This window comes from Enterobacter mori LMG 25706, from assembly GCF_000211415.1.
Taxonomy (GTDB): Bacteria; Pseudomonadota; Gammaproteobacteria; order Enterobacterales; family Enterobacteriaceae; genus Enterobacter; species Enterobacter mori.
In genome coordinates this window covers 229895-255397 of sequence record NZ_GL890780.1, presented here as the reverse complement: position 1 = coordinate 255397, position 25503 = coordinate 229895, and the positions used below count along the sequence as shown (strand labels likewise).

The 25503-nt window shown below is 55.5% G+C and carries 21 protein-coding genes; 15 read left to right on the top strand and 6 right to left on the bottom strand.

Annotated features, from left to right (window positions below):
• Positions 1-160: 160 nt before the first annotated feature.
• From ENTMO_RS0119395 to rlmM, 4 genes are all read left to right on the top strand, one after another.
• Positions 161-388, top strand: coding sequence for a YgdI/YgdR family lipoprotein (locus tag ENTMO_RS0119395; protein WP_010435104.1), 228 nt, complete (start codon positions 161-163; stop codon positions 386-388).
• Between the two features lie 348 nt (positions 389-736).
• Entirely contained in the window at positions 737-1654 is a 918-nt protein-coding gene (gcvA, locus tag ENTMO_RS0119390; protein ID WP_010435102.1) for a glycine cleavage system transcriptional regulator GcvA, read from the top strand.
• A gap of 39 nt (positions 1655-1693) precedes the next feature.
• A complete protein-coding gene (locus ENTMO_RS0119385) occupies positions 1694-2089 on the top strand; it encodes a DUF423 domain-containing protein (RefSeq protein ID WP_010435099.1) in 396 nt (131 codons plus the stop codon).
• The gene (gene rlmM, locus ENTMO_RS0119380) at positions 2082-3182 is read left to right on the top strand and encodes a 23S rRNA (cytidine(2498)-2'-O)-methyltransferase RlmM (protein WP_010435097.1); all 1101 of its coding nucleotides are present in this window, start codon (positions 2082-2084) and stop codon (positions 3180-3182) included. Before ENTMO_RS0119385 ends, rlmM begins: the two co-directional genes overlap by 8 nt.
• Positions 3183-3221: 39 nt before the next feature.
• Here the strand turns inward: rlmM and xni are convergent, their stop codons facing one another.
• The 5 genes from xni to queF form a co-directional block, all read right to left on the bottom strand.
• Entirely contained in the window at positions 3222-3980 is a 759-nt protein-coding gene (gene xni, locus ENTMO_RS0119375; protein ID WP_010435095.1) for a flap endonuclease Xni, read from the bottom strand.
• 112 nt (positions 3981-4092) lie between these two features.
• Positions 4093-5460: an L-serine ammonia-lyase gene (locus tag ENTMO_RS0119370; protein ID WP_010435094.1), complete on the bottom strand. Its 1368-nt coding sequence runs from the start codon at positions 5458-5460 to the stop codon at positions 4093-4095.
• Positions 5461-5523: 63 nt separating this feature from the next.
• A complete protein-coding gene (locus ENTMO_RS0119365; protein WP_010435092.1) occupies positions 5524-6813 on the bottom strand; it encodes an HAAAP family serine/threonine permease in 1290 nt (429 codons plus the stop codon).
• Between the two features lie 513 nt (positions 6814-7326).
• A complete protein-coding gene (gene ppnN / locus ENTMO_RS0119360; RefSeq protein ID WP_010434664.1) occupies positions 7327-8691 on the bottom strand; it encodes a nucleotide 5'-monophosphate nucleosidase PpnN in 1365 nt (454 codons plus the stop codon).
• 116 nt (positions 8692-8807) lie between these two features.
• Positions 8808-9650: an NADPH-dependent 7-cyano-7-deazaguanine reductase QueF gene (queF, locus tag ENTMO_RS0119355; RefSeq protein WP_010434663.1), complete on the bottom strand. Its 843-nt coding sequence runs from the start codon at positions 9648-9650 to the stop codon at positions 8808-8810.
• Between the two features lie 69 nt (positions 9651-9719).
• On the opposite strand from queF, the gene syd reads away from it, so the two are divergent.
• From syd to ENTMO_RS0119300, 8 genes are all read left to right on the top strand, one after another.
• Positions 9720-10265, top strand: a complete 546-nt coding sequence (gene syd, locus ENTMO_RS0119350; RefSeq protein WP_010434653.1) for a SecY-interacting protein — start codon at positions 9720-9722, stop codon at positions 10263-10265.
• 632 nt (positions 10266-10897) lie between these two features.
• Positions 10898-11227 carry a YqcC family protein gene (locus ENTMO_RS0119340; protein ID WP_029485179.1) on the top strand — a complete coding sequence of 110 codons (330 nt, stop codon included), beginning with the start codon at positions 10898-10900 and terminating at the stop codon, positions 11225-11227.
• The gene (gene truC / locus ENTMO_RS0119335; RefSeq protein ID WP_010434640.1) at positions 11224-12009 is read left to right on the top strand and encodes a tRNA pseudouridine(65) synthase TruC; all 786 of its coding nucleotides are present in this window, start codon (positions 11224-11226) and stop codon (positions 12007-12009) included. The genes ENTMO_RS0119340 and truC overlap by 4 nt, the downstream gene beginning before the upstream one ends.
• A gap of 15 nt (positions 12010-12024) precedes the next feature.
• A complete protein-coding gene (locus tag ENTMO_RS24350) occupies positions 12025-12474 on the top strand; it encodes a flavodoxin (RefSeq protein WP_010434637.1) in 450 nt (149 codons plus the stop codon).
• A 328-nt stretch (positions 12475-12802) separates the two neighbouring features.
• Positions 12803-14158, top strand: a complete 1356-nt coding sequence (gudP, locus tag ENTMO_RS0119315) for a galactarate/glucarate/glycerate transporter GudP (RefSeq protein WP_010434634.1) — start codon at positions 12803-12805, stop codon at positions 14156-14158.
• Positions 14158-15498 carry an enolase C-terminal domain-like protein gene (locus ENTMO_RS0119310; RefSeq protein WP_010434631.1) on the top strand — a complete coding sequence of 447 codons (1341 nt, stop codon included), beginning with the start codon at positions 14158-14160 and terminating at the stop codon, positions 15496-15498. Before gudP ends, ENTMO_RS0119310 begins: the two co-directional genes overlap by 1 nt.
• A 15-nt stretch (positions 15499-15513) precedes the next feature.
• Positions 15514-16851, top strand: coding sequence for a glucarate dehydratase (gene gudD / locus ENTMO_RS0119305; RefSeq protein ID WP_010434628.1), 1338 nt, complete (start codon positions 15514-15516; stop codon positions 16849-16851).
• A 77-nt stretch (positions 16852-16928) separates the two neighbouring features.
• Entirely contained in the window at positions 16929-18068 is a 1140-nt protein-coding gene (locus tag ENTMO_RS0119300; protein WP_010434625.1) for a glycerate kinase, read from the top strand.
• Between the two features lie 81 nt (positions 18069-18149).
• On the opposite strand, the gene barA is transcribed toward ENTMO_RS0119300, so the two are convergent.
• Positions 18150-20909: a two-component sensor histidine kinase BarA gene (barA, locus tag ENTMO_RS0119295; RefSeq protein ID WP_010434617.1), complete on the bottom strand. Its 2760-nt coding sequence runs from the start codon at positions 20907-20909 to the stop codon at positions 18150-18152.
• A gap of 59 nt (positions 20910-20968) precedes the next feature.
• Here barA and rlmD point away from each other — a divergent pair, with 59 nt between their 5' ends.
• The 3 genes from rlmD (at position 20969) to mazG (ending at position 25409) form a co-directional block, all read left to right on the top strand.
• Positions 20969-22267 (top strand): 23S rRNA (uracil(1939)-C(5))-methyltransferase RlmD, encoded by a 1299-nt coding sequence (gene rlmD / locus ENTMO_RS0119290; RefSeq protein WP_010434614.1) that lies wholly within the window; start codon positions 20969-20971, stop codon positions 22265-22267.
• 51 nt (positions 22268-22318) lie between these two features.
• Positions 22319-24550, top strand: a complete 2232-nt coding sequence (relA, locus tag ENTMO_RS0119285) for a GTP diphosphokinase (protein ID WP_010434605.1) — start codon at positions 22319-22321, stop codon at positions 24548-24550.
• A gap of 67 nt (positions 24551-24617) precedes the next feature.
• Positions 24618-25409 carry a nucleoside triphosphate pyrophosphohydrolase gene (gene mazG / locus ENTMO_RS0119280; protein WP_010434602.1) on the top strand — a complete coding sequence of 264 codons (792 nt, stop codon included), beginning with the start codon at positions 24618-24620 and terminating at the stop codon, positions 25407-25409.
• Positions 25410-25503 lie beyond the last annotated feature (94 nt).

Here is a 25503-nt window from a genome sequence, read left to right as displayed (position 1 = left end):
GCAATTTCATCGGCAGGGCAAGGAGGTTGGTATCTATAAGATTTGTCTGCATATCCTGGCGACCTCGAAAAAGCAGGTTATGCTAAATAGTGTTAGGTGGATGTTTTAGCCTGTTATAAATCGAGGTTTGAATAGCATTAATTGCTAAAGGAGAATAATCATGAAAAAGACAGCCGCAATCATCTCAGCCTGTGTGTTTACTTTTGCCCTGAGCGCTTGTTCCGGTAATAACTACGTGATGCATACCAACGATGGTCGATCTATCGTTTCGGAAGGGAAACCGTCTACCGATAATGATACTGGGATGATTTCGTACAAAGATGCAAACGGGAACAAACAGCAAATCAATCGCAGTGATGTGAAAGAGATGAAAGAAATCGAGCATTAACAGCGAGATAAGCGAAAAAAAAGCACCGCAAGTTGGCGGTGCTACATTAATCACTATGGACAGACAGGGTAAATGTACAGGAAGTGAAAAATTGGTAGCGTTGCTACCGTGGTCTGAATCGCAGACCAATTGCAAACACAACAACACAACATCACAACCGTAAGCCAAAAGCCCTTCAGAACACGCATTCCAAAAAACTTTTCGTTCCGGCTCAGGAAGTGCCGCCACTATAGGTATTTGCTGGTAGTTCCTCAACGGACAAATTATAATGGCTCAGATAAAAAAAACTAATAGGTTAAACGTTGTTTCCTATATGTTAAATCTTGTTAACATCTAAGCCAGATAACCATGTCGAAGCGATTGCCACCTCTTAATGCATTACGTGTTTTTGATGCAGCAGCACGTCACCTGAGTTTCACCCGCGCAGCAGATGAGCTTTTTGTGACTCAGGCCGCAGTAAGTCATCAAATCAAGTCCCTGGAGGATTTTCTGGGGCTTAAGCTGTTCCGTCGACGCAACCGCTCCTTGCTTCTGACTGAAGAAGGCCAGAGCTATTTTCAGGATATTAAAGAGATTTTTTCCCAACTGACGGAAGCCACGCGGAAACTGCAGGCCAGGAGTGCCAAAGGCGCGCTGACGGTCAGTTTATTGCCCAGTTTTGCTATTCAGTGGCTGGTGCCAAGACTCTCAAGCTTTAACTCAGCTTATCCGGGAATCGACGTCCGAATCCAGGCCGTGGATCGTCAGGAAGACAAACTGGCTGACGATGTGGATGTCGCTATTTTTTATGGCCGCGGCAACTGGCCTGGCTTGCGTGTTGAAAAATTATACGCAGAATATCTGCTGCCTGTTTGTTCGCCGCTGCTGCTGACAGGCGACAAGGCGCTGAAAACGCCCGCTGATTTGGCGCAACATACGCTTTTGCATGATGCTTCTCGCCGTGACTGGCAAACTTATACCCGCCAATTAGGTCTTAACCATATAAATGTGCAGCAGGGACCCATTTTTAGCCACAGCGCGATGGTGTTACAGGCTGCTATTCACGGGCAGGGCGTCGCGTTGGCGAACAACGTGATGGCACAGTCCGAAATTGAGGCTGGCCGTCTGGTCTGCCCGTTTAATGATGTTCTGGTCAGCAAGAATGCGTTTTATCTGGTTTGTCATGACAGTCAGGCAGAACTGGGTAAAATAGCCGCCTTCCGACAGTGGATCCTGTCTAAAGCGGCAAACGAGCAAGAAAAATTCCGCTTCAGGTATGAACAATAACTTTTGTGTGCTGTGCACGCATCACTTTAGGACTGAAACATGACCAGCCGATTCATGCTGATTTTTGCCGCGGTGAGTGGCTTTATTTTTGTGGCACTGGGTGCTTTTGGCGCGCACGTGTTAAGCAAAACTTTAGGGGTGGTAGAGATGGGCTGGATCCAGACCGGCCTTGAATATCAGGCGTTTCACACCCTGGCAATCTTTGGGCTGGCGGTGGCAATGCAGCGCCGCATCAGCATCTGGTTTTACTGGAGTAGCGTGTTTATGGCGCTGGGTACCGTGCTGTTCAGCGGTAGCCTTTACTGCCTTGCGCTCTCTCATTTGCGCCTGTGGGCGTTTGTTACTCCTGTCGGCGGCGTCAGCTTCCTGGCGGGATGGGTATTAATGTTTATCGGAGCTATCCGTCTGAAACGCAAGGGCGTTGTTCATGAATAAGGTTGTTTTATATTGTCGCCCGGGGTTTGAGAAAGAGTGCGCCGCGGAAATTACGGATAAAGCCGCGAAGCGCGAAGTCTTCGGTTTTGCTCGCGTAAAAGAGAACGCGGGTTATGTGATATTCGAATGTTATCAGCCTGAAGACGCCGACAAGCTGGCACGTGAGCTGCCGTTTAGCTCGCTGATCTTCGCGCGTCAGATGTTTGTCGCGGGCGAGCTGCTGAAAGATCTGCCGCCGGAAGACCGCATCACACCGATTGTTGGCATGCTGCAGGGCGTGGTGGAGAAGGGGGGCGATCTGCGCGTTGAGGTTGCCGATACCAACGAAAGCAAAGAGCTGATGAAGTTCTGCCGCAAATTTACCGTGCCGCTGCGTGCGGCGCTGCGTGACGCGGGCGTGCTGACGAACTACGAAACGCCGAAGCGTCCGGTGGTGCATATCTTCTTTATCGCCCCTGGCTGCTGCTATACCGGCTATTCCTATACCACCAACAACTCGCCCTTCTTTATGGGCATCCCGCGTTTGCGCTTCCCGTCCGATGCGCCGAGCCGTTCCACGCTCAAGCTGGAAGAGGCGTTCCACGTCTTTATCCCGGCGGATGAGTGGGATGAGCGTCTGGCAAACGGCATGTACGCCGTCGACCTTGGCGCGTGCCCGGGCGGTTGGACCTATCAACTGGTGAAACGCAATATGTGGGTTTCGTCTGTCGATAACGGCCCAATGGCGCAAAGCCTGATGGATACCGGACAGGTCACCTGGCTGCGTGAAGACGGTTTCCGCTACCGTCCAACCCGCAACAACATCTCCTGGATGGTGTGTGATATGGTTGAGAAACCGGCGAAAGTGGCCGCGCTGATGGCCTCCTGGCTGGTGAACGGCTGGTGTCGTGAGACAATCTTCAACCTTAAGCTGCCGATGAAAAAGCGCTACGAGGAAGTCTCTCAGAATCTGGCGTACATTCAGGAGCAGATGGATGAACACGGTATTAACGTGGAGATTCAGGCGCGTCAGCTGTATCACGACCGTGAAGAAGTGACGGTGCATATTCGTCGCTGGTGGGCTGCGGTCGGCGGACGTCGCGACGAGCGATAGTCCCCTCACCCTAACCCTCTCCCCACTGGGGAGAGGGAACTAGCTGCGTTCTAATCGCAACTGCTGTAAATTCCCGTCCAGCTGTAAATCCGTCTGTAGCGTTGCGATTTCCCGGCAGATAAACGCCATCTCTTTATGCGCCTCCAGCTTCTTGCGCCACTTTTCCGGTACCTCATCCAGACGGGCGTAAATCCCTTCCAGACTTTGAAAATCCGTTAGCAGCTGCGCGGCGCTTTTCGGCCCAATACCGGCAACACCCGGAACCTTAGAGCTGCTGATGCCTGCCAGCCCCCAGTAATCCGGCAGTTGCTCAGGCGAGACGCCGAACTCACCGGCAATAAACGGTGCGTCCAGCCAGCGTTTTTGAAAATAGTCGCGAATGCGGACAGTCGGCGAGAGCAGCTGACAGTAGCCTTTGTCAGTTGAAACGATAGTGGCCTGATGCCCGGCGCTCGCTACCTTTACAGCCAGGGTGGCCGCGAGATCGTCGGCTTCATTTCCGTGTGCGCCCCAGCAGGGGACGCCGCGCTGTTCAAATGCCGCGCGTATCATGGGTAACTCTGCATGAAGATCGTCCGGCATCGGTGCGCGTCCGGCTTTGTAGTCGGGCAGACGCTGGTGTCGCCAGCCCGCGTTGCGGGCTTCGTCATCAAATACCGCGACCGCGTGGGTGGGTTCACTGTGGCGGATAAGCTGTTCCAGCGCATGCAGGCAAGTGTCCTTACAGGGCGTGCCCTGTACCGCATGGATACGGCGAATCAGGTTGAGTGCATCGACGATAAGTAAATGAACGGCCACAGATAATCTCCCTTCTATCTAATGCGTGAAGGGTAACACTGTCAGCAGCATGAAACTATGAATGGTGGGGAAAACAGGAAGAAGCCTCGCAAAACGAGGCTTCCTGAGAGGCTTAATCGCAGGTCACGATCTTCATCGCCAGGCCACCGCGTGAGGTCTCGCGGTATTTGGCGTTCATATCTTTACCCGTTTCGTACATGGTTTCGATTACTTTATCGAGACAGACGCGCGGTTCGCTGGTGCGGCGCAGCGCCATACGTGCCGCGTTCACCGCCTTCACGGAGGCAATCGCATTACGTTCGATGCACGGTACCTGCACCTGTCCGGCGACCGGGTCGCAGGTCAGCCCCAGGTTATGCTCCATGCCGATTTCAGCCGCAATGCACACCTGCGCCGGGCTTGCACCCAGCAGTTCAGCCAGACCCGCCGCCGCCATGGAGCAGGCTACGCCGACTTCACCCTGACAGCCCACTTCCGCACCGGAAATGGAGGCGTTCATTTTATACAGTGAGCCAATTGCGCTGGTGACCAGCATATAGCGCGCCAGTGAGTTTGCGTTCACTTCGCGGATAAACTTGTCGTAGTACGCCAGCACCGCCGGAACGATACCGCACGCACCGTTGGTTGGTGCGGTAACAACCCGGCCGCCCGCGGCGTTCTCTTCGTTTACCGCCAGCGCGAACATGTTGATCCAGTCCACCACCGCCATCGGGTCAGTCGTGGTTTTGTCGGTGCTCACCAGCATACGGCGCAGCGCTGCCGCACGGCGCGGTACGCGCAGTTTACCCGGCAGGACGCCTTCCGTGGTGATCCCGCGCTCGATACCGCCGCGCATCACGTCCCAGACGTTTGCAAAGTGCTGTTCCAGCTCTTCTTTGCTGTGCAGCGCCAGTTCGTTTTTCATCATCAGGCCGGAAAGGGAGAGGCCTGTCTCCTGGCAGTGACGCTGCAAATCCGCCGCGCTTTTGTACGGATAAGGCACGTCAACAGCGGAAGTGTTGGTTTGACCAAAGTGGTCTTCGTCGACAATAAAACCGCCGCCGATAGAGTAATACGTCTGGCTGTATACCGCTTTGTCGCCCGCCAGCGCGGTAATCCGCATGCCGTTTTCGTGCAGCGACAGGTTGTCCGCATGGAAATTCATGCAGTGGTCAACCGGGAATTCAACCTCATGCTCGCCGTTTGCCAGCAGCAGGCGACCGTGGGTGTTTACGTCCTGGATGAAGCCAGGGATCGCGTCAATATCAACGGTATCCGGCAGGTTACCCGCCAGGCCCATGATAATGGCGATATCGGTATGGTGGCCTTTACCGGTCAGGGAAAGGGAACCGTATACATCGACGACCACGCGGGTGATGTCGTGCAAGATGCCGCGTGCAATCAAGTCATCCGTGAATTGTTTACCGGCTTTCATTGGTCCGACGGTGTGAGAGCTGGAAGGACCAATACCGATTTTGAAAATATCGAATACGCTAATCATGATGCGTCCATTGCTATCAGTCAGAGGGGAGGAGTGCGCCGCCCGAGGACGGCGCTGGAGATATTAGCTGAACAGCGAGTAGAAAATGGCGGAGATGGCAATCAGGCCCATAATCACAACGAATACGTTGCTGATATGGCCGCTGTATTTACGCATCGCAGGGACTTTCTGAATCGCGTACATCGGCATAAGGAACAGAATCATCGCGATGACCGGGCCGCCCAGGGTTTCAATCATGCCCAGGATGCTTGGGTTCAGGGTCGCTACCGCCCAGGTGGTGAGCAGCATGAACAGTGCAGTGATTTTGTTCAGCTTGTTGATTTCAATGCTCTTGCCTTTACCGCGCAGAGATTTAATCACCATACCGTTGAAGCCTTCACGCGCGCCCAGGTAGTGGCCCAGGAAGGATTTGGTGATAGCGATAATCGCGATGATTGGCGCCATCCAGGCAATGACCGGTGCGTTAAAGTGGTTCGCCAGGTAAGACAGAATAGAGATGTTCTGCTCTTTCGCTGCCGCCAGATCCACCGGGGAGAGGCTCAGTACGCAACTGAAGACGAAGAACATCACGGTCAGTACCATCATCACATGAGCGCGAGCCAGGATGCTGGAGCACTTCTTCTCTGCGCCATTGCCGTACTCTTCGCGCTTCGCTACTGCGAAGGAGGAGATGATTGGCGAGTGGTTGAAGGAGAACACCATGACCGGAATGGCCAGCCACAGGGTCATCAGCAGGCCGTTACCGGTTGCGGATGCGCTGCTCAGGGACAGGGTTTCCAGCGCGGCACCGTTCCACTGCGGGATCAGGTAGCAGGCCAGTACCATCAGAGCAATAACGAATGGGAAGACCAGTACGCTCATTGCTTTTACAATCATCTGCTCACCGAAGCGCACGATGGTCATCATGCCGACGATCAGGATCAGAGACAGAATGGCGCGCGGTGGCGGCGTCATCTGCAACTGGTGCGTCATGAAGCTTTCAACGGTGTTAGTTATCGCCACGCTGTAAACCAGCAGAATTGGGTAAATCGCGAAGAAGTAGAGCAGGGTAATCAGTTTACCCGCGCCGACGCCAAAGTGCTCTTCAACCACTTCAGTGATGTCTTCGCCCGGGTTTTTACCGGACAGCACGAAGCGGGTCAGGCCGCGGTGTGCAAAGAAGGTCATCGGGAAAGCGATGATAGCCATGATGATCAGCGGGATCAGACCGCCGACGCCTGCGTTGATAGGAAGGAACAGTACACCAGCGCCGATTGCTGTGCCGTAAAGGCCAAGCATCCACATGGTATCCGTTTTGCGCCAACCACTTCGGGAATCAATCGAAGCAACGGTGCTGGTTTGAGTGGTTTCCATCTGTATCTCCTGGAGGAAGCAAATTGTCAGGTTTTTAGTCAAATCCGATGAAAAAGTGCCTGACGGTAATATGAAATTCGTTCAGTGACGGTTTTTTAATAATTTTCACCCGTAACTATTGGCGGGGGGAAAGATACATTTTCGTTATGAATCCTTCAGTGATCCTGATCCCAATTGCAATAATCCACTCTCTATGTGGGCATGTTTAGACCATTTATCTGTCAAAAAAACGTCAAAGAGAATTTACGGGCGCGAAGGCTACCATTAACGACATGTAGCTTGAAAGGCTGGCCCGCTAGTTAGGAGGGTTACGCTGTAAAGAAATGGGTTTTTAGGATTTTCTGGCAGGTAATTTAGATTAAGGCTGATATTTTACGGTTCCGAAAACGAGGTAATCGTTTGCGTATGGGGGGAAGATATAAATAACATAAATGATGTCTATGAATTGCATCAGTAATAAAAAAGCCGGACCCTGATGAACAGGATCCGGCTTTAAAAGCGCAGGTTGAAATCTTATTTGATGATTTCGTAGCAAGGAATATAGGCCGAGCCCGGCAGCTTCATGCGGTGCTGTGCGACAAAGCCCTGCAGCATGTCATCCATGCGACGCATCATCTCCGGGTCACCATGGATCTTATACGGCCCGAATTCTTCAATGGCGCGGATCCCCACCTCTTTCACGTTACCCGCCACAATGCCGGAGAAGGCGCGGCGCAGATCGGCGGCCAGCACTTCCACTGGCTGATCGGGATAGAGCTTCAGGTTCGCCATATTTTCATGCGAAGGTTCAAACGGGATCTGCAGATCCGGCGCGATGCGGATTGACCAGTTAAAGCTGTAAGCATCCCCGGTATCACGACGGTTCTCTTTCACCAGCGGCATTGCTTTCTTCATCTGGCGAGCCACTTCTGCGGCATCGTCAATGATGATGCGATAGTGACGACGCGCGGCTTCACCCAACGTGTGCACGATAAATTCGTCCAGTACGCGGAAGTAGTCTGCGCTCTCTTTCGGTCCGGTCAGGATCAGCGGCAGAACCTGATCTTTGTTGGCCGGGTTCATCAGAATACCCAGCAGATAAAGCAGCTCTTCCGCCGTGCCCACGCCGCCCGGGAAGATGATAATGCCGTGAGCGATACGGACAAACGCCTCAAGACGTTTCTCGATATCTGGCATGATAATCAGTTCGTTAACCAACGGGTTAGGCGGCTCAGCCGCGATGATGGACGGCTCGGTCATACCGATAAAACGTCCTTCTTTATAGCGCTGCTGCGCGTGTCCCACTGCGGCACCTTTCATTGGCGCTTCCATCGCGCCCGGACCACAGCCGGTACAGATATTCAGTTCGCGCAGGCCAAGCTGGGTGCCCACCCGACGTGCGTACAGGTATTCGGTCTCGTTAATGGAGTGACCGCCCCAGCAGACGACCATGTTCGGTGCTTCGCCCACGTGCAGGGCACGGGCGTTACGCAGAATCGAGAACACCAGGTTGGTGATATGGACCGAGCTTTCCAGGTCGAGATGCTGGAAACGGCCAGCGTTGTGGATCTGCCCGTTAACGAACAGAATGTCGCGCAGTACGGCAAACAGGTTGGCCTGCAGAGAGCGAATAATGCGCCCGTCGACAAAGGCGTCTTCCGGCGGGTGGATGACTTCAAGCTTCACGCCGCGCTCGCGGCGCAGCACGTTGATATCAAAGCTTTCGAAGCGAGACAGCAGCTCTTTGGTGTTGTCGGTCAGGCTTCCGGAGTTCAGTACGGCAAGTGAACAGTTACGAAACAGTTGATAGAGATCGCTACTGGCCGTGCGTTTAAGCATGTCCACTTCCAGCTGCGACAACATATCCATTGAGCCAAGCGGGCTAATATGTGTAATCAAGTGAGCTCCTTACGGGACGATTATCGTCTTTCCCTGTTGATTACAATAGCCCTGGCGCGTGACGTTTCACAACCTAAAGCGCGGAAGATACCGCGCATATTGTGAAAATATTTATATTATTGACGCACCAGACGGCCCGTTGCAGGCACAAAATCGGTGTTGGTACGCCACGGGTTGATGTCCAGTCCACCACGGCGGGTGTAGCGCGCATAAACGCTCAGCTTTTCTGGCTGGCAGAAACGCATAATGTCGTTAAAAATGCGCTCCACGCACTGCTCGTGGAATTCGTTGTGATGGCGGAACGACACCAGGTAGCGCAGCAATTTTTCCCGGTCGATTTTCGGCCCGCGATACTGGATCTGCACCGAGCCCCAGTCTGGCTGGTGAGTGATCAGACAGTTGGACTTCAGCAGATGGCTCACCAGTGTCTCTTCAACCACCTTTCCGCTCGCCGCGTTTTCGAGGTAGTCGGTACTGAACTCATAGCTTTCAACTTCAATGTCCTGATCGTCAATGCAGGCACCGTTAAAGTGGGCGATAGGCTGCCCTTCCAGCTCATTCAGGCGATACAGCGATACGGCAACGTTTCCTTGCGCACAGGCGCGTAAATCCCGCTCCAGCGTAGCCTGGACGTCTTCCCAGCTGTTGAATGTTGTCTGGTTAAAACTGTTGAGATAAAGCTTGAAGCTTTTCGACTCGACAAGGTTAACGCTGGCGTAGTCCAGTTCCACATGGCCGACGGCCACCTGCGGCAGCCCGCGCGCGTTAAGCCAGGAGAGTTCGTACAGCGTCCAGATGTCGCCGCCGACAAACGGCAGCGCGTCCGCGTGTAACCCAAGCGGGTCGCGGTTCAGGCTGCGGGGCACGCCCTGCAGAAGGCTTGCATCGTAGGTGTCGCGGTAATCGGTCGATTTACCCAGCGTTAAGCCGGTTAACGCCTGATGATTTTCGTAAGACATGTTTCATAGCCACTTTACAGGTACACTTATGGCCTGAGTTTATCCTGTCTTACAAGAAGAGAGAAATCGGTGGATATCGAAACTGCAAATGCCCTGACGACCTTTACGACCCGCTATTGCGATGCATGGCATGAAAAACAGGGGACGTGGCCGCAAAGCGCTGATTTATATGGCGTACCCTCGCCGTGCATTATCTCTTCGCTCGACGATTACGTTATCTGGCAGCCGAAACCCTTTACAGGCGAGCAAAATGTAAATGCGGTTGAACGGGCAATGGACATTGTGGTACAACCAGCGGTTCACGCGTTTTATACCGCGCAGTTTGCAGGGGATATGCCTGCGCGCTTTGCCGATATTCCGCTGACGCTGTTGCAGACCTGGAGCGAAGACGATCTGCAGCGTGTACAGGAAAACCTGATTGGTCACCTGGTCACGCAAAAGCGCCTTAAGCTTTCTCCGACGCTCTTTATTGCCACGCTGGACAGCGAACTGGATGTTATCTCCGTCTGCAACCTGTCCGGTGAAGTGGTTAAAGAGACAATCGGTACCCGCAATCGCGAGACTCTCGCCCCCTCTCTTGCGGATTTCCTCACCCAACTTGAGCCACTTCTGTAATCCATGATGCTACGGCGCGTGTGAGAGATCTCTTACAAGGTTTGTGAGAGATCGCTGGATCATTCAGTATTACCTCATTTAGTTAAGATTAATATTACGATGTTTTTCAATGAATTACTTGTTCATCGCATCGTTTTTAGGGATTTATGACGTCTTACAGCGCTCACGGGGTGGGTTGTAAGACGAAGCGGAATAGCGGATTCTATCTCCGTCGACAGGAAGCCGACACGAGAAACGAACATCAGGATGATGGCGTTTCTTACTCAGGACTCGTCAGGATGGCGCTGCAGGAAGGCTTCAGGATGAAGCAAAGTGGATCGCGCAGGATGCGTAAAGGACACCTCCAGGAAGGAGAACGAGAGCCGGTCAGGATGGTCGGTGGGTCAGGACGGCCAGGACGTTTCAGGATGAAACAATCACGTCAGGATGATGTGAGCAGGATGCGAAAGGTAGACGGATGACCGGGCCTTCGGGCTTCAGGAAAAGTTGTCACGGATGAGCAGGGAGCACGAATTGTAGCTGGAATGCTGCGGAACGAACCGGGAGCACTGTTTTTACAGTGCTCCCTTTTTTTATTTCTGCGTTCTGCAATGCTATGCTGCGCGCCGTTCAGTTTTTCAGTTGAGGTGACTATGACGCAACACGATAGCGTTCGTGCCCAGTTGCACGCCATCGAAGCACTCTTGCGCCAACATCAGCTGTGGCAGGAGATCGCGCCGCAGCCAGAAGCATTCGCAAGTACCCAGCCATTCTGCCTGGATAAGCTGGCTCCCTTTGAGTGGCTGCAATGGGTATTAATTCCGCGCATGCACGCTCTGCTGGACGGTGGCCATCCGCTGCCGCAGGCATTTGCCGTCTCTCCCTATTATGAAATGGCGCTGGAAGCGACCCATCCCGCCCGCGAGGTTATGCTGGTTGAGTTAGAACGCCTGGATGCGCTCTTTGCCGGTGGCGATGCATGACGCTTGAGATCCTCTATCAGGATGAGTGGCTGGGGGCAGTCAACAAGCCGTCAGGCTGGCTGGTGCACCGCAGCTGGCTCGATCGCGATGAAAAAGTGGTGGTGATGCAGACCGTTCGCGACCAGATTGGTCAGCATGTATTTACCGCCCATCGTCTGGACCGTCCAACCTCCGGCGTACTGCTGATGGGGCTTTCCAGCGAGGCGGGACGTCTGCTTTCGCAGCAGTTTGAACAGCATCAGATGCAAAAGCGCTACCACGCGATTGTGCGCGGCTGGCTGACGGAAGCCGCCACGCTCGATTATCCGCTGGTGGAGGAACTGGATAAAATCGCCGATAAATTTGCCCGTGATGATAAAGGCCCGCAGCCAGCGGTGACGGATTATCGCGGCATGGCGACGACCGAAATGCCGGTGGCGACCAGTAAGTTTCCGACCACACGCTACAGCCTGGTTGAGCTTTTGCCTAAAACCGGGCGCAAGCACCAGCTTCGCCGTCACCTTGCGCATCTGCGCCACCCGATTATTGGCGACAGCAAGCACGGTGATTTGCGCCAGAACCGCAGCGCGGCCGAGCATTTTGGCTGCCATCGCCTGATGCTGCACGCCAGCGAGCTGAGCCTGACGCACCCGTTCACCGGCGAACCGCTGACTATCCGCGCGGGGCTGGACGACGTCTGGATGCAGGCGCTGTCACAATTTGGCTGGCTGGGGCAACTCCCCGAAAATGAAAGGGTTGAGTTTGTATCAGGCAACGTTCAGGATGAACAGCAAGCGCAATAATTAAGGGAGCAAAGCATGGCTGAAGTAGGCATTTTTGTCGGCACAATGTACGGCAACTCGCTGCTGGTAGCGGAAGAAGCTGAGGCAATACTCGCCAGCCAGGGCCATAAAGCCACGGTCTATGAAGACCCGGAACTGGCAGACTGGGAAAAGTATCAAGATAAATACATTCTGGTGGTGACCTCCACGACCGGGCAGGGCGATCTGCCGGACAGCATCGTGCCGCTGTTCCAGGGCATTAAAGACCAGCTTGGCTATCAGCCGAACGTGCACTACGGCATCATTGCCCTGGGCGACAGCTCTTACGCCAACTTCTGTGGCGGCGGTAAACAGTTCGATGCCCTTTTGCAGGAGCAGAGCGCCCAGCGCGTCGGCGAGATGCTGCTGATTGACGCAGGCGAACACCCGGAGCCAGAAAGCGAATCAAACCCGTGGGTTGAGCACTGGGCAACGCTGCTTAACTAGTTTTGTAGTTTGTTGGCCGGGTCAGGTGAAGCCGCCACCCGGCAACAAAGCCGCCCGAAAACCTCAATTCCGTGAACCATCTTCCATTGCTTTGGGCTTATGCCCCAAACCACGTCTCACTCCCCCTTCAATGTTGTGTCGATGCACGGTGAGGAAGAGCGCCACTCCTTCATATACTTTTCCCGTCAGTTACCCAATAAGGCAGCGCTTCACCATAAAACGGCCTTCAGCCGTACCAAAACTGCCGAACACTTATCTCTCATTCTGATTACCCTACAGGTGCTGTACAGAATGAACCAGGCGAAAGCTATGATTCAGGAGTGCAACTATGAGTTCATTAAGCCAGGCGGCGAGCAGCGCAGAGAAGCGCACTAACGCTCGCTACTGGATAGTGGTGATGCTGTTTATCGTCACATCCTTCAACTACGGTGACCGCGCCACGCTGTCGATTGCTGGTTCTGAGATGGCAAAAGATATCGGACTTGATCCGGTCGGCATGGGTTACGTTTTCTCGGCGTTTTCATGGGCCTATGTCATCGGCCAAATTCCTGGCGGCTGGCTGCTTGACCGCTTTGGCTCAAAACGGGTCTATTTCTGGTCCATCTTTATCTGGTCGATGTTTACCCTGCTGCAGGGGTTCGTCGATATCTTCAGCGGCTTCGGCATTATCGTTGCGCTCTTCACGCTGCGCTTCCTGGTTGGCTTAGCGGAAGCGCCTTCCTTCCCGGGGAACAGCCGCATTGTCGCAGCCTGGTTCCCGGCACAGGAGAGGGGAACCGCGGTCGCGATTTTCAACTCCGCACAATACTTCGCCACGGTGATCTTCGCGCCAATCATGGGCTGGCTGACGCATGAGGTGGGCTGGTCACACGTCTTCTTCTTCATGGGTGGGCTTGGGATCGTCATCAGCTTTATCTGGCTGAAAGTGATCCATGAACCCAATCAACACCCGGGCGTGAACAAGAAGGAGCTGGAGTACATCGCAGAGGGCGGGGCGCTGATCAACATGGATCAGAAATCCGCAAAAGCAAAAGTCCCGTTCAGCCAGAAATGGGCGCAGATCAAACAGCTCGTTGGCTCGCGCATGATGATCGGTATCTATCTGGGCCAGTACTGCATCAACGCCTTAACCTACTTCTTCATCACCTGGTTCCCGGTTTACCTGGTACAGGCGCGCGGTATGTCGATTCTGAAAGCGGGGTTTGTTGCCTCGATCCCGGCCATCTGCGGCTTCGTGGGCGGCGTGCTCGGCGGGGTGATTTCCGACTGGCTGATGCGCCGCACCGGCTCTCTCAATATCGCGCGTAAAACGCCTATCGTGCTCGGGATGCTGCTCTCCATGACCATGGTGTTCTGTAACTACGTGAGCGCTGAGTGGATGATTATCGGCTTTATGGCGATGGCCTTCTTCGGCAAAGGCATTGGCGCGCTGGGCTGGGCGGTGATGGCGGATACGGCACCGAAGGAGATCAGCGGCCTGAGCGGCGGTCTGTTCAATATGTTCGGCAATATTTCGGGGATTGTTACGCCAATCGCTATCGGCTACATCGTCGGCACCACCGGCTCCGTTAACGGTGCGCTGATTTACGTAGGGGTGCATGCGCTGGGGGCGGTGCTGAGTTACCTGGTGCTGGTCGGCGATATCAAACGCGTCGAACTTAAACCTGTAGGGGAGCGTGGATGATGACAACGCAATCAAGCCCTGTCGTCACTGAGATGAAGGTCATCCCGGTGGCCGGACAGGACAGCATGCTGCTCAATATTGGCGGCGCGCATAACGCCTGGTTTACCCGCAATATCGTAGTACTAACCGACAGCGCGGGGAATACCGGCGTTGGCGAAGCGCCGGGCGGAGAGGTGATTTACCAGACGCTGGTTGATGCCATTCCACAGGTGGAGGGCCAGGAAGTGGCCCGTCTGAACAAAGTGGTTCAGCGGGTGCATAAGGGTAACCAGTCTGCTGACTTTGATACCTTCGGAAAAGGTGCCTGGACGTTTGAACTGCGCGTCAACGCGGTTGCCGCGCTGGAAGCCGCTCTGCTCGATTTGCTCGGTAAGGCGCTGAATGTCCCGGTCTGCGAACTGCTGGGCCCAGGCAAACAGCGCGATGCGGTAACGGTGCTGGGCTACCTGTTCTACGTAGGCGACCGTAATAAAACCGATCTGCCTTATCTGGACCGTTCGCCGGGCAACCATGAGTGGTATCACCTGCGCCATCAGGAGGCGCTGACCGGCGAGGCGGTGGTGCGTCTGGCGGAAGCCGCACAGGACCGCTACGGCTTTAAGGATTTCAAACTGAAAGGCGGTGTGCTGCCCGGCGAGCAGGAAATTGAAACTGCCCGCGCGCTGAAAAAGCGTTTCCCCGATGCGCGGATCACCGTGGATCCGAACGGTGCATGGTTACTGGATGAAGCCATCTCGCTGTGTAAAGGTCTGGGCGATGTACTGACCTACGCGGAAGATCCGTGCGGTGCCGAACAGGGTTTCTCTGGTCGGGAAGTGATGGCCGAGTTCCGACGCGCCACCGGGCTGCCGGTCGCCACTAACATGATCGCCACCAACTGGCGTGAAATGGGCCATGCGGTCATGCTCAATTCGGTGGATATTCCGCTGGCTGACCCGCACTTCTGGACGCTGTCCGGTGCGGTGCGCGTGGCGCAGCTGTGCGACGACTGGGGGCTGACCTGGGGCTGTCACTCCAACAACCATTTCGACATTTCGCTGGCGATGTTTACCCACGTTGGCGCGGCGGCGCCGGGTAACCCAACCGCCATCGACACCCACTGGATTTGGCAGGAGGGGGAAGCCCGACTGACGAAAAATCCGCTGGAGATCAAAAACGGCAGCATTGCCGTACCGGATGCGCCAGGGCTGGGCGTGGAGCTTGACTGGGATCAGATCCACAAAGCGCACGAGGCGTATAAGAGGTTGCCAGGCGGCGCGCGTAACGACGCGGGCCCGATGCAGTACCTGATCCCCGGCTGGACATTTGACCGTAAGCGCCCTGTTTTTGGACGTCACTGATAAAAGGATTGAACCATGAGCACATTTTCTACCCCTGAAGTCACTTCCATGCAGATCATTCCGGTTGCGGGCCATGACAGCATGCTGATGAATTTGAGCGGCGCGCATGCGCCGTTCTTTACCCGCAATATCGTGATTATCAAAGACAATTCCGGCCATACGGGCGTGGGCGAAATTCCGGGCGGGGAAAAGATCCGCAAAACGCTGGAGGACGCCATTCCGCTGGTGGTGGGGAAAACCCTCGGCGAATACAAAAATGTTCTCAATAGCGTGCGCAGCACCTTTGCGGACCGCGATGCGGGCGGGCGCGGGCTGCAAACCTTCGACCTGCGTACGACCATCCACGTGGTCACCGGTATTGAGGCGGCAATGTTGGATCTGCTTGGTCAGCATCTTGGCGTGAACGTTGCGTCCCTGCTGGGCGAGGGGCAGCAGCGCACCGAAGTGGAAATGCTGGGCTATCTGTTCTTTGTCGGCAACCGCAAGCTGACGCCGCTGCCGTACCAGAGCCAGCCGGATGAGCACTGCGACTGGTACCGCGTTCGCCACGATGAAGCGATGACTCCTGACGCGGTGGTGCGTCTGGCCGAAGCCGCTTACGAAAAATATGGCTTCAACGACTTCAAACTGAAGGGTGGTGTACTGGCAGGGGAAGAAGAGGCGGAGGCCATTACCGCGCTGGCAAAACGTTTCCCGCAGGCGCGCGTCACGCGGGATCCGAACGGCGCATGGTCGCTTGATGAAGCGATTAAAATTGGTAAGCAGCTTAAAGGCGTGCTGGCCTACGCGGAAGATCCGTGTGGGGCCGAGCAGGGCTTCTCCGGGCGCGAGGTGATGGCCGAGTTTCGCCGCGCCACCGGTTTGCCAACGGCAACCAATATGATCGCCACCGACTGGCGCCAGATGGGGCATACCTTATCCCTTCAGTCCGTCGATATTCCTCTGGCGGACCCGCAGTTCTGGACGATGCAGGGTTCAGTTCGCGTGGCGCAGATGTGCCACGAGTTCGGCCTGACCTGGGGCTCGCACTCCAACAATCACTTCGACGTGTCGCTGGCAATGTTCACTCACGTTGCCGCTGCCGCGCCGGGCACGATCACCGCCATAGATACCCACTGGATCTGGCAGGAGGGCAATCAGCGTCTTACTAAGCAGCCGTTTGAAATCAAAGGCGGCATGGTGCAGGTGCCAACCACGCCGGGTCTGGGCGTTGAGCTGGATATGGACCAGGTGATGAAAGCCCACGAACTGTACCTGAAACACGGTCTGGGCGCGCGCGACGATGCGATAGCCATGCAGTATTTGATCCCGGACTGGACATTCGACAATAAACGTCCGTGCATGGTACGATAAACGCATTGGGACCGCTCCCATGAGCGGTCGTTTACGTGGTGTATGCTTAACGTAATGACTATGCGTAAGGATGGCTTATGAAAATTGTTATCGCACCGGACTCGTATAAGGAAAGTTTGAGTGCTCTTGAGGTAGCGACAGCGATAGAACGCGGCTTTCGCGAGATTTTTCCCTCGGCTAACTACGTAAAATTACCGGTTGCCGATGGGGGCGAAGGCACCGTCGAGGCGATGGTTGCGGCCACTCAGGGGCGAATCATTCATGTCCCGGTGACAGGTCCGCTGGGGGAGCCTGTTGAAGGGTTCTACGGGTTATCCGGTGACGATCAAAGTGCGTTTATTGAAATGGCGGCGGCGAGCGGTCTGGAGCTTGTGCCACCCTCGCAGCGCAACCCGCTGAAAACGACCTCGTGGGGAACCGGCGAGCTCATCCGTCATGCGCTGGACGCGGGCGTTAAGCATATCATTATCGGCATTGGCGGCAGTGGCACCAACGACGGCGGCGCGGGCATGGTCCAGGCGCTGGGCGCGAAATTGCTGGATGCCGCTCAGAAGCCTGTCGGACTCGGGGGCGGCGAACTTGCCACGCTGGCACATATTGACCTTACCGGTCTCGATAAACGGCTGAAAGCGTGCCGGATTGAGGTTGCCTGCGATGTCACCAACCCGTTAACGGGGGAGGAGGGAGCCACTGCGGTGTTTGGCCCGCAGAAAGGGGCGACGCCAGAGATGATTGTCACTCTGGACAGCGCGCTTGCCCATTATGCGCAGGTTATCGCCCGCGATCTGGATATCGACGTTCTGAACCTGTCCGGCGGCGGTGCGGCGGGCGGGATGGGGGCCGCGCTATACGCCTTTTGCGGCGCTCAGCTGCGTCAGGGGATTGAGATCGTCACCGATGCCTTGCATCTCGCGGATCAGGTCGCCGATGCTGACTTAGTGATCACCGGCGAAGGCCGCATCGACAGTCAGACAATCCACGGAAAAGTGCCCGTTGGAGTGGCGAAAGTCGCAAAACGCTTTAACAAACCGGTTATCGGGATTGCGGGCAGCCTGACGGCGGATGTCGGTGTGGTGCATGAGCACGGTATCGACGCCGTGTTTAGCGTGATTTACACCATCTGTTCACTGGAGGATGCGCTGGAAAATGCCAGCGAGAATGTCAGGATGGCCGCAAGGAATATCGCGGCGGCGCTGAAAGTGGGGCAGGGAATGTAGTTCTCCCTCTCCCTGTGGGAGGGCATCAGGCCGCACCCGCAATTGTAGGCCCGGTAAGCGTAGCGCCACCGGGCTTTTATATCAGCTCCCTAACACCTTCATCGCTTCCCGCGTCACGTTATCCATTTCATCCAGCAGCTCCAGAAACTCGGGTTCAAGCTCGGATTCTGGCGTACCGGCGCGTAACTGTTGCTCCAGCAACTGACAAAGGTTCTTCAACCGCGGCACCCCGCTGTAGCCGCAGCTGCCGTGCAGCTTGTGGATGGCTTCCAGCAGTTCTTCAGGGTTTTCTCCCACCAGCTGTTCTTCAACTTTATTACGGATTTCCGGCAGGAAGGCGACCAGCATTTGCAACATGTCGCGGGCTAAATCGGTTTTCCCAGCCGCCTGGCGCAGCGCCAGTGACCAGTCGAAGGTAGCATTCTGGTTGACGCTAATCTCCGGCGATTCTGTTGCAACCGTGTACGTCCCGCCAATATGCCCCGGTTTGTAGCGCACCAGCAGGCTATGCAGTTTCTCTTCGTCGATAGGCTTCGCCAGATAATCATTCATCCCGGCGCTCAGCAATTTTTCTTTCTGTCCGGCCATGGCGTGCGCGGTCACCGCAATAACCGGCGTTTGCTGCTGATGCGGGAGCTGGCGGATAAGCTCGCAGGCGCGAATACCGTCCATACCCGGCATCTGAATATCCATCAGAATCAAATCGAACTGCATCTGTTTAGCCTGTTCCACTGCCTGCGCACCGCTGGTACACAGTTCCACATGCTGAACCTGATCCTCCAGCAGCACGCCAATCAGCTTCAGGTTTGCCGGGTTATCGTCCACCGCCATCACGCTCATCGGCAGCTTTTGCTCGTCGCTGACGAGCGGCAGCGCGTGCTGGCTCAGACGACAGTATTCGGTGAGTGCAGGCAGCAGGCGTGTGGCCGTGAGCGGTTTGAGCAGGCAGGCGGCGGCCCCGTCATTTTTCAGCTCTTCGGCGTTAATTTGTGCATGGCAAGGCAGAGCCAGCAGCAGGTAGTCAGTCATTGATGCCGCTTTCGCCAGGCGCTCCTGCTGCATGGTCAGGTCGGCCGTAAAGGTGACCGGGATCCCCATCAGCAGGATATCGTAGTGCTCAACGGCAAGCGCAGAGAAGGTCGGGCTGTAGACAACCTCCAGCGGCGTGGTGCTTAACACGTCCAGCGTGCACTGTGCCGCTGCGGCATTTGGCTCAACGTAGGCCAGACGCATCCCTTTCAGGCAGTCGGTCACTGGCCCATCGGTCATGACGTTCGGATTGAGATCGAGATTGATATGGAACCAGAAGGTCGAACCCCGGTTAGGCTGGCTGTGGAAGGAGATATCGCCGCCCATCTCTTTTACCAGTTTTTGGGTGATCACCAGCCCCAGGCCGGTCCCCCCGTGGCGGCGGGAAATACTGGCGTCCGCCTGACGGAATGCCTGGAACAGACGCGACTGATCGCGCTCCGGTATGCCGATACCGGTATCGCGGATTTGCACCTCAATCTGTACCTTGTTATTACTGAGCGCCCGTTTTTCGACAAGAATGTCGATATTGCCGCTCTCGGTAAACTTGATCGCGTTGCCCACCAGATTAGTGATGACCTGCTGCAGACGCAGCGGGTCACCAATGACGTTATCCGGCACGTCGTTTTTGATATTGAGCGTCAGCTCCAGTCCCTTATCGTGTGACGAATGCGCAAGCAGCGTCACCACTTCATCCAGCGTGCCGCGCAGCGGGAACGGAATACTCTCGAGGATCAGCTTGCCCGCCTCCAGCTTCGAGAAGTCCAGCACGTCGTTAATGATCGCCAGCAGGTTGTTGGCCGAACGTTCGATAGTATGCAGGTGGTCGCGCTGGGTGGGGTTAAGCTCGCTTTTCAGCGTCAGACGGGTAAAGCCGATTACGCCGTTCAGCGGGGTTCTCAGCTCGTGTGACATATTGGCAAGGAATTCGGATTTAATGCGCGCGGCTTCCTGGGCGCGTTTTTTCGCCAGATCCAGCTCGACGTTCTGAATCTCCATTTGCTCCAGCGTTTCGCGAAGGTCGGAGGTGGCCTGGTCAACGTTGTGCTGCATCTCTTCATGATACGCCGCCAGCGACATCGCCATTGAATTGATGCCGTTTTTCAGCATATCCAGCTCGCCCAACATAAACCCTTCCACACGGCTGTCGAGCTGGCCGCGACGGATACGGTCAACGGTGTTGACCATGTTTCGAATCGGCCCCGTCACATCACGCATCAGTCGCCAGCCGAAAATCAGCGCAATGCCGATACAGAAGAGCATCATCACGCCGGAGATAAATATTTCTTTGTACTGCTGCAGTCGGACTGATTTGAGATCCAACTCCAGTGCCACATATCCCAGCATGTTGTTGCTGGATTTGGCTTCAGACTGAGCGGATTCATCAGGAGAATAGCTCTCGGAGATGATTGGCGTGCGCAGGATCATAATATCCCCTCGCCGCAATACGGTGAGATGGCGCGGGAACGGCGTGCCGTCAGGAATTTTCAGGGACGTCGGGTCAAGGTGAAAATTCGAGGTAACAAACAGACGGTTGTTTTCATCATAAACGGAGATAGCCCGCACGATGTCCGAGTGACGACGATGCAGGACACTAATTAACTGACCAATGGATTCCCGGTTTTGCAGGTTCATCCCGTACTCGCTGGAGACCGCCAGCGGTTCGATAATGCTGGCTCCGGCGTCTTCCAGCTGTCGCTGCAAATCGTTATAGCGATGCACCACAAAGAAGATACTCAGCAGCAAACCGATCAATACGGTGGGGGCGAGGATCGAAATCATCATGCGTGCACGCAGGCTGTAGTTGGTCATGGCGTTCCGTTATGGGACAATTAGGACAATTATGTTTATATGTGAGAAAAATCTCAGCGATGGCGCAATTCTACTCTGCAAAGCGACGCGTGACGACGCGTCAGATCATAACTGTTGAAGCCACGGACCTCGATCCCTTTGGTCAGGGGGTGGCGCGGCACAACGGTAAGACACTGTTTATAACAGGTTTGCTGCCATCAGAACGAGCAGAAATTACGCTGACGGAAGATAAACGCCAGTACGCGCGCGGCCAGGTAAAGCGCCGACTGAGCGATAGCCCCGAACGCGAAGTGCCTCGCTGCCCCCATTTTGGCGTCTGCGGGGGCTGCCAGCAACAGCATGCCAGCGTAGTTTTACAGCAAAAAAGTAAAAGCAGCGCGCTGGCGCGTCAGCTTAAGCACGAGGTTAACGAGATTATCGCCGGGCAGCCCTGGGGCTACCGTCGGCGCGCGCGCCTGAGCCTCAGTTATCAGCCAAAAACCGAGCGGCTGGAGATGGGATTTCGTAAAGCCAGCGCCAGCGATATCGTGGATATAAAGCAGTGCCCTGTTTTGGTGCCCCAACTTGAGGCATTGCTCCCTGATGTGCACCAGTGTTTGTCCGGTCTCGAAGGTGTTCGCCATCTCGGACACGTGGAACTGGTTCTGGCTAACAACGGCCCGCTGATGGTGCTGCGCCATACTGCGCCGCTGTCCGAAAAAGATCGCGAAAAACTGGAACGCTTTTCGCATTCCCACAAGCTTGCGCTTTTCCTGGCACCACAAAGCGAGATACATGAGCAGGTTACGGGAGAGGCTCCCTGGTATGCGTCAAACGGGCTACGCTTAACGTTCAGCCCGCGGGATTTCATCCAGGTCAATGACGGCGTGAATCAGCAGATGATTGAAAAAGCGCTGGACTGGCTCGATATCCAGCCGACCGACCGGGTGCTCGATCTCTTCTGCGGTATGGGTAATTTCACGCTGCCCCTGGCGCAGAAAGCGGCAAACGTGGTGGGTGTGGAAGGCGTTGAGGCGCTGGTCGCCAAAGGACAGGAAAACGCCCTACAGAATGGCTTGCAAAATGTGACATTTTTTCATCAAAACCTTGAGGAAGATGTTACTCAACAGCCGTGGGCAAAACAGGGCTTTGATAAAATTTTGCTCGACCCGGCACGCGCCGGTGCTCCGGGCGTAATGGCACATATTATTAAACTCGCGCCGAAGCGTGTGGTCTATGTTTCCTGTAACCCGGCGACGCTTGCCCGGGACAGCGAGGCATTAATCAGTGCGGGTTACCAGATTCAGCGTCTGGCAATGCTGGACATGTTCCCGCACACTGGACATCTGGAATCGATGGCGTTGTTTGAGCACATCTAATTTGTTTGGCTTGTCGACTTCGACAGGCCCTGGTCCCTAAAGGAGAGGACGATGGTTGCGGTAAGAAGTGCACATCTTAATAAAGCTGGTGAGTTTGACCCTCAAAAATGGATCGCAAGTCTGGGGATTTCCAGCCAGCAGTCGTGTGAACGCTTAACCGAAACCTGGACCTATTGTCTGCGCACCACGCAGGGACATCCTGACGCCGAGCTGCTGTTGTGGCGCGGCATCGAAATGGTCGAAATTCTCTCCATGCTGAACATGGATATCGAAACGCTGCAGGCCGCGCTTCTGTTTCCGCTCGCCGATGCTGACGTGGTCAGCGAAGACGTGCTGCGTGACAGCGTCGGAACCTCCGTCGTCGCGCTGATCCACGGCGTGCGCGATATGGCGGCCATCCGCCAGCTTAAAGCTGCCCATACCGATTCCGTCTCCTCAGAACAGGTTGATAACGTCCGGCGAATGCTGCTGGCCATGGTGGATGACTTCCGCTGCGTGGTCATCAAGCTTGCCGAACGTATTGCGCACCTGCGCGAAGTGAAGGATGCGCCGGAAGACGAGCGCGTCCTTGCCGCCAAGGAGTGTACAAATATCTATGCGCCGCTGGCGAACCGCTTAGGTATCGGTCAGCTGAAATGGGAGCTTGAAGATTACTGCTTCCGCTATCTGCACCCTGCGGAATACAAGCGCATTGCCAAACTTCTGCATGAACGCCGTATCGATCGTGAACACTACATCGACGAGTTTGTCAGCGGGCTGCGTCAGTCAATGAAAGAAGAGAACGTGCGCGCCGAAGTCTACGGTCGACCTAAGCACATCTACAGCATCTGGCGCAAAATGCAGAAGAAACACCTCGCCTTTGACGAGCTGTTTGACGTGCGCGCCGTGCGTATCGTGGCGGAGCGTCTGCAGGACTGCTACGCCGCGCTGGGGATAGTACATACTCACTTCCGCCACCTGCCGGACGAGTTCGACGACTATGTGGCGAACCCGAAACCGAACGGCTACCAGTCTATTCATACCGTGGTGCTTGGCCCCGGCGGCAAAACGGTTGAGATCCAGATCCGCACCAAACAGATGCACGAAGACGCCGAGTTGGGCGTGGCCGCGCACTGGAAATACAAAGAGGGTACGTCCGGCGGCGCGCGTTCTGGCCACGAAGACCGCATCGCCTGGCTGCGTAAGCTGATTGCGTGGCAGGAAGAGATGGCTGATTCCGGCGAAATGCTTGATGAAGTGCGCAGCCAGGTCTTCGACGACCGGGTCTACGTCTTTACCCCGAAAGGGGACGTTGTCGACCTGCCCGCGGGCTCCACGCCGCTCGACTTCGCCTACCACATCCATAGCGATGTGGGGCACCGCTGCATCGGGGCGAAAATCGGCGGACGAATCGTGCCATTCACTTATCAGCTGCAGATGGGGGACCAGATTGAGATCATCACCCAGAAGCAGCCCAACCCGAGCCGCGACTGGCTGAACCCGAACCTGGGCTATGTCACCACCAGCCGCGGGCGCTCCAAGATCCACGCCTGGTTCCGCAAGCAGGATCGCGATAAAAACATCCTTGCCGGTCGCCAGATCCTCGATGACGAACTGGAGCATGTGGGGATCAGCCTGAAAGAGGCGGAGAAATTCCTGCTGCCACGCTACAACTTCAACGAGCTTGACGAACTGTTAGCGGCCATTGGCGGCGGAGATATCCGTCTGAATCAGATGGTGAACTTCCTGCAGGCGCAGTTCAACAAGCCAAGTGCGGCGGAGCAGGATGCGGCGGCGCTGAAGCAGCTGCAGCAGAAAACCCATGCGCCGCAGCAGCGCAGCAAAGATAACGGCCGGGTGGTCGTGGAAGGCGTGGGCAATCTGATGCACCACATTGCCCGCTGCTGCCAGCCTATTCCAGGTGACGATATCGTCGGCTTTATCACTCAGGGGCGCGGGATTTCGATCCACCGTTCAGACTGTGACCAGCTTGCAGAGCTGCAGTCACATGCGCCGGAGCGCATCGTGGAAGCGGTCTGGGGCGAAAGCTACTCCGCAGGCTACTCGCTGGTGGTGCGCGTCACCGCCAATGACCGCAGCGGCCTGCTGCGCGACATCACGACCATTCTCGCCAACGAGAAGGTTAACGTGCTGGGCGTTGCCAGCCGCAGCGATACCCGCGAGCAGCTTGCCACCATCGATATGACCATCGAAATCTACAACCTGCAGGTGCTGGGCCGCGTGCTCGGCAAACTGAACCAGGTGCCGGATGTGATAGACGCGCGTCGTCTGCACGGCGGTTAAATACACTCTTCTGTAGGCCGGGTAAGGCTTCGTCGCCACCCGGCATTTTTTTCATCAGGACAGAACTATGACTCAAATCGACCGCCTGCTCGGCATCATGAAACGCCTGCGCGACCCGGAAAACGGCTGCCCGTGGGACAAGGAGCAGACTTTCGCGACCATCGCCCCGTACACCCTTGAAGAAACCTATGAAGTGCTGGACGCCATTTCGCGCGAGGATTTTGACGACCTGCGCGGCGAGCTGGGCGACCTGTTATTCCAGGTGGTGTTCTATGCCCAGATGGCGCAGGAAGAACGGCGCTTTAACTTTGACGACATCTGCGCTGCCATCAGCGACAAGCTGGAGCGCCGCCATCCGCATATTTTTGGCGATGCCACCGCAGGCAACAGCGCGGAAGTGCTGGCTCGCTGGGAGCAGATAAAAAGCGCCGAGCGGGCCGAAAAATCCCAGCACTCGGCGCTGGATGATATTCCGATGAGCCTGCCCGCGCTGATGCGCGCGCATAAAATTCAGAAACGCTGCTCTGCCGTGGGTTTTGACTGGGACTCCCTGGGGCCGGTGCTGGATAAAGTGCATGAAGAGATCGACGAGGTGATGCATGAAGCGCAGCAGGCGGTTGTGGATGAAGCAAAGCTGGAAGAGGAGATGGGCGACCTGCTTTTCGCGACCGTCAATCTTTCGCGCCATTTGGGTGTAAAAGCGGAAACCGCCCTGCAAAAAGCCAACATTAAGTTCGAGCGACGCTTTCGCGAAGTTGAGCGGATTGTGGCCTCACGCGGCCTGGAAATGACCGGAATCGGCCTCGAAGCCATGGAAGAAGTCTGGCAGGAAGTAAAACGCCAGGAACATGATCTCTAACGAGATTTTGCGATCAAGCGCAATTTGTGTGATTTTTTAAATGACAAGCGCTTGATTTGCGTCAAAAACATTTACCCAAAAGGGGCTATTTTCT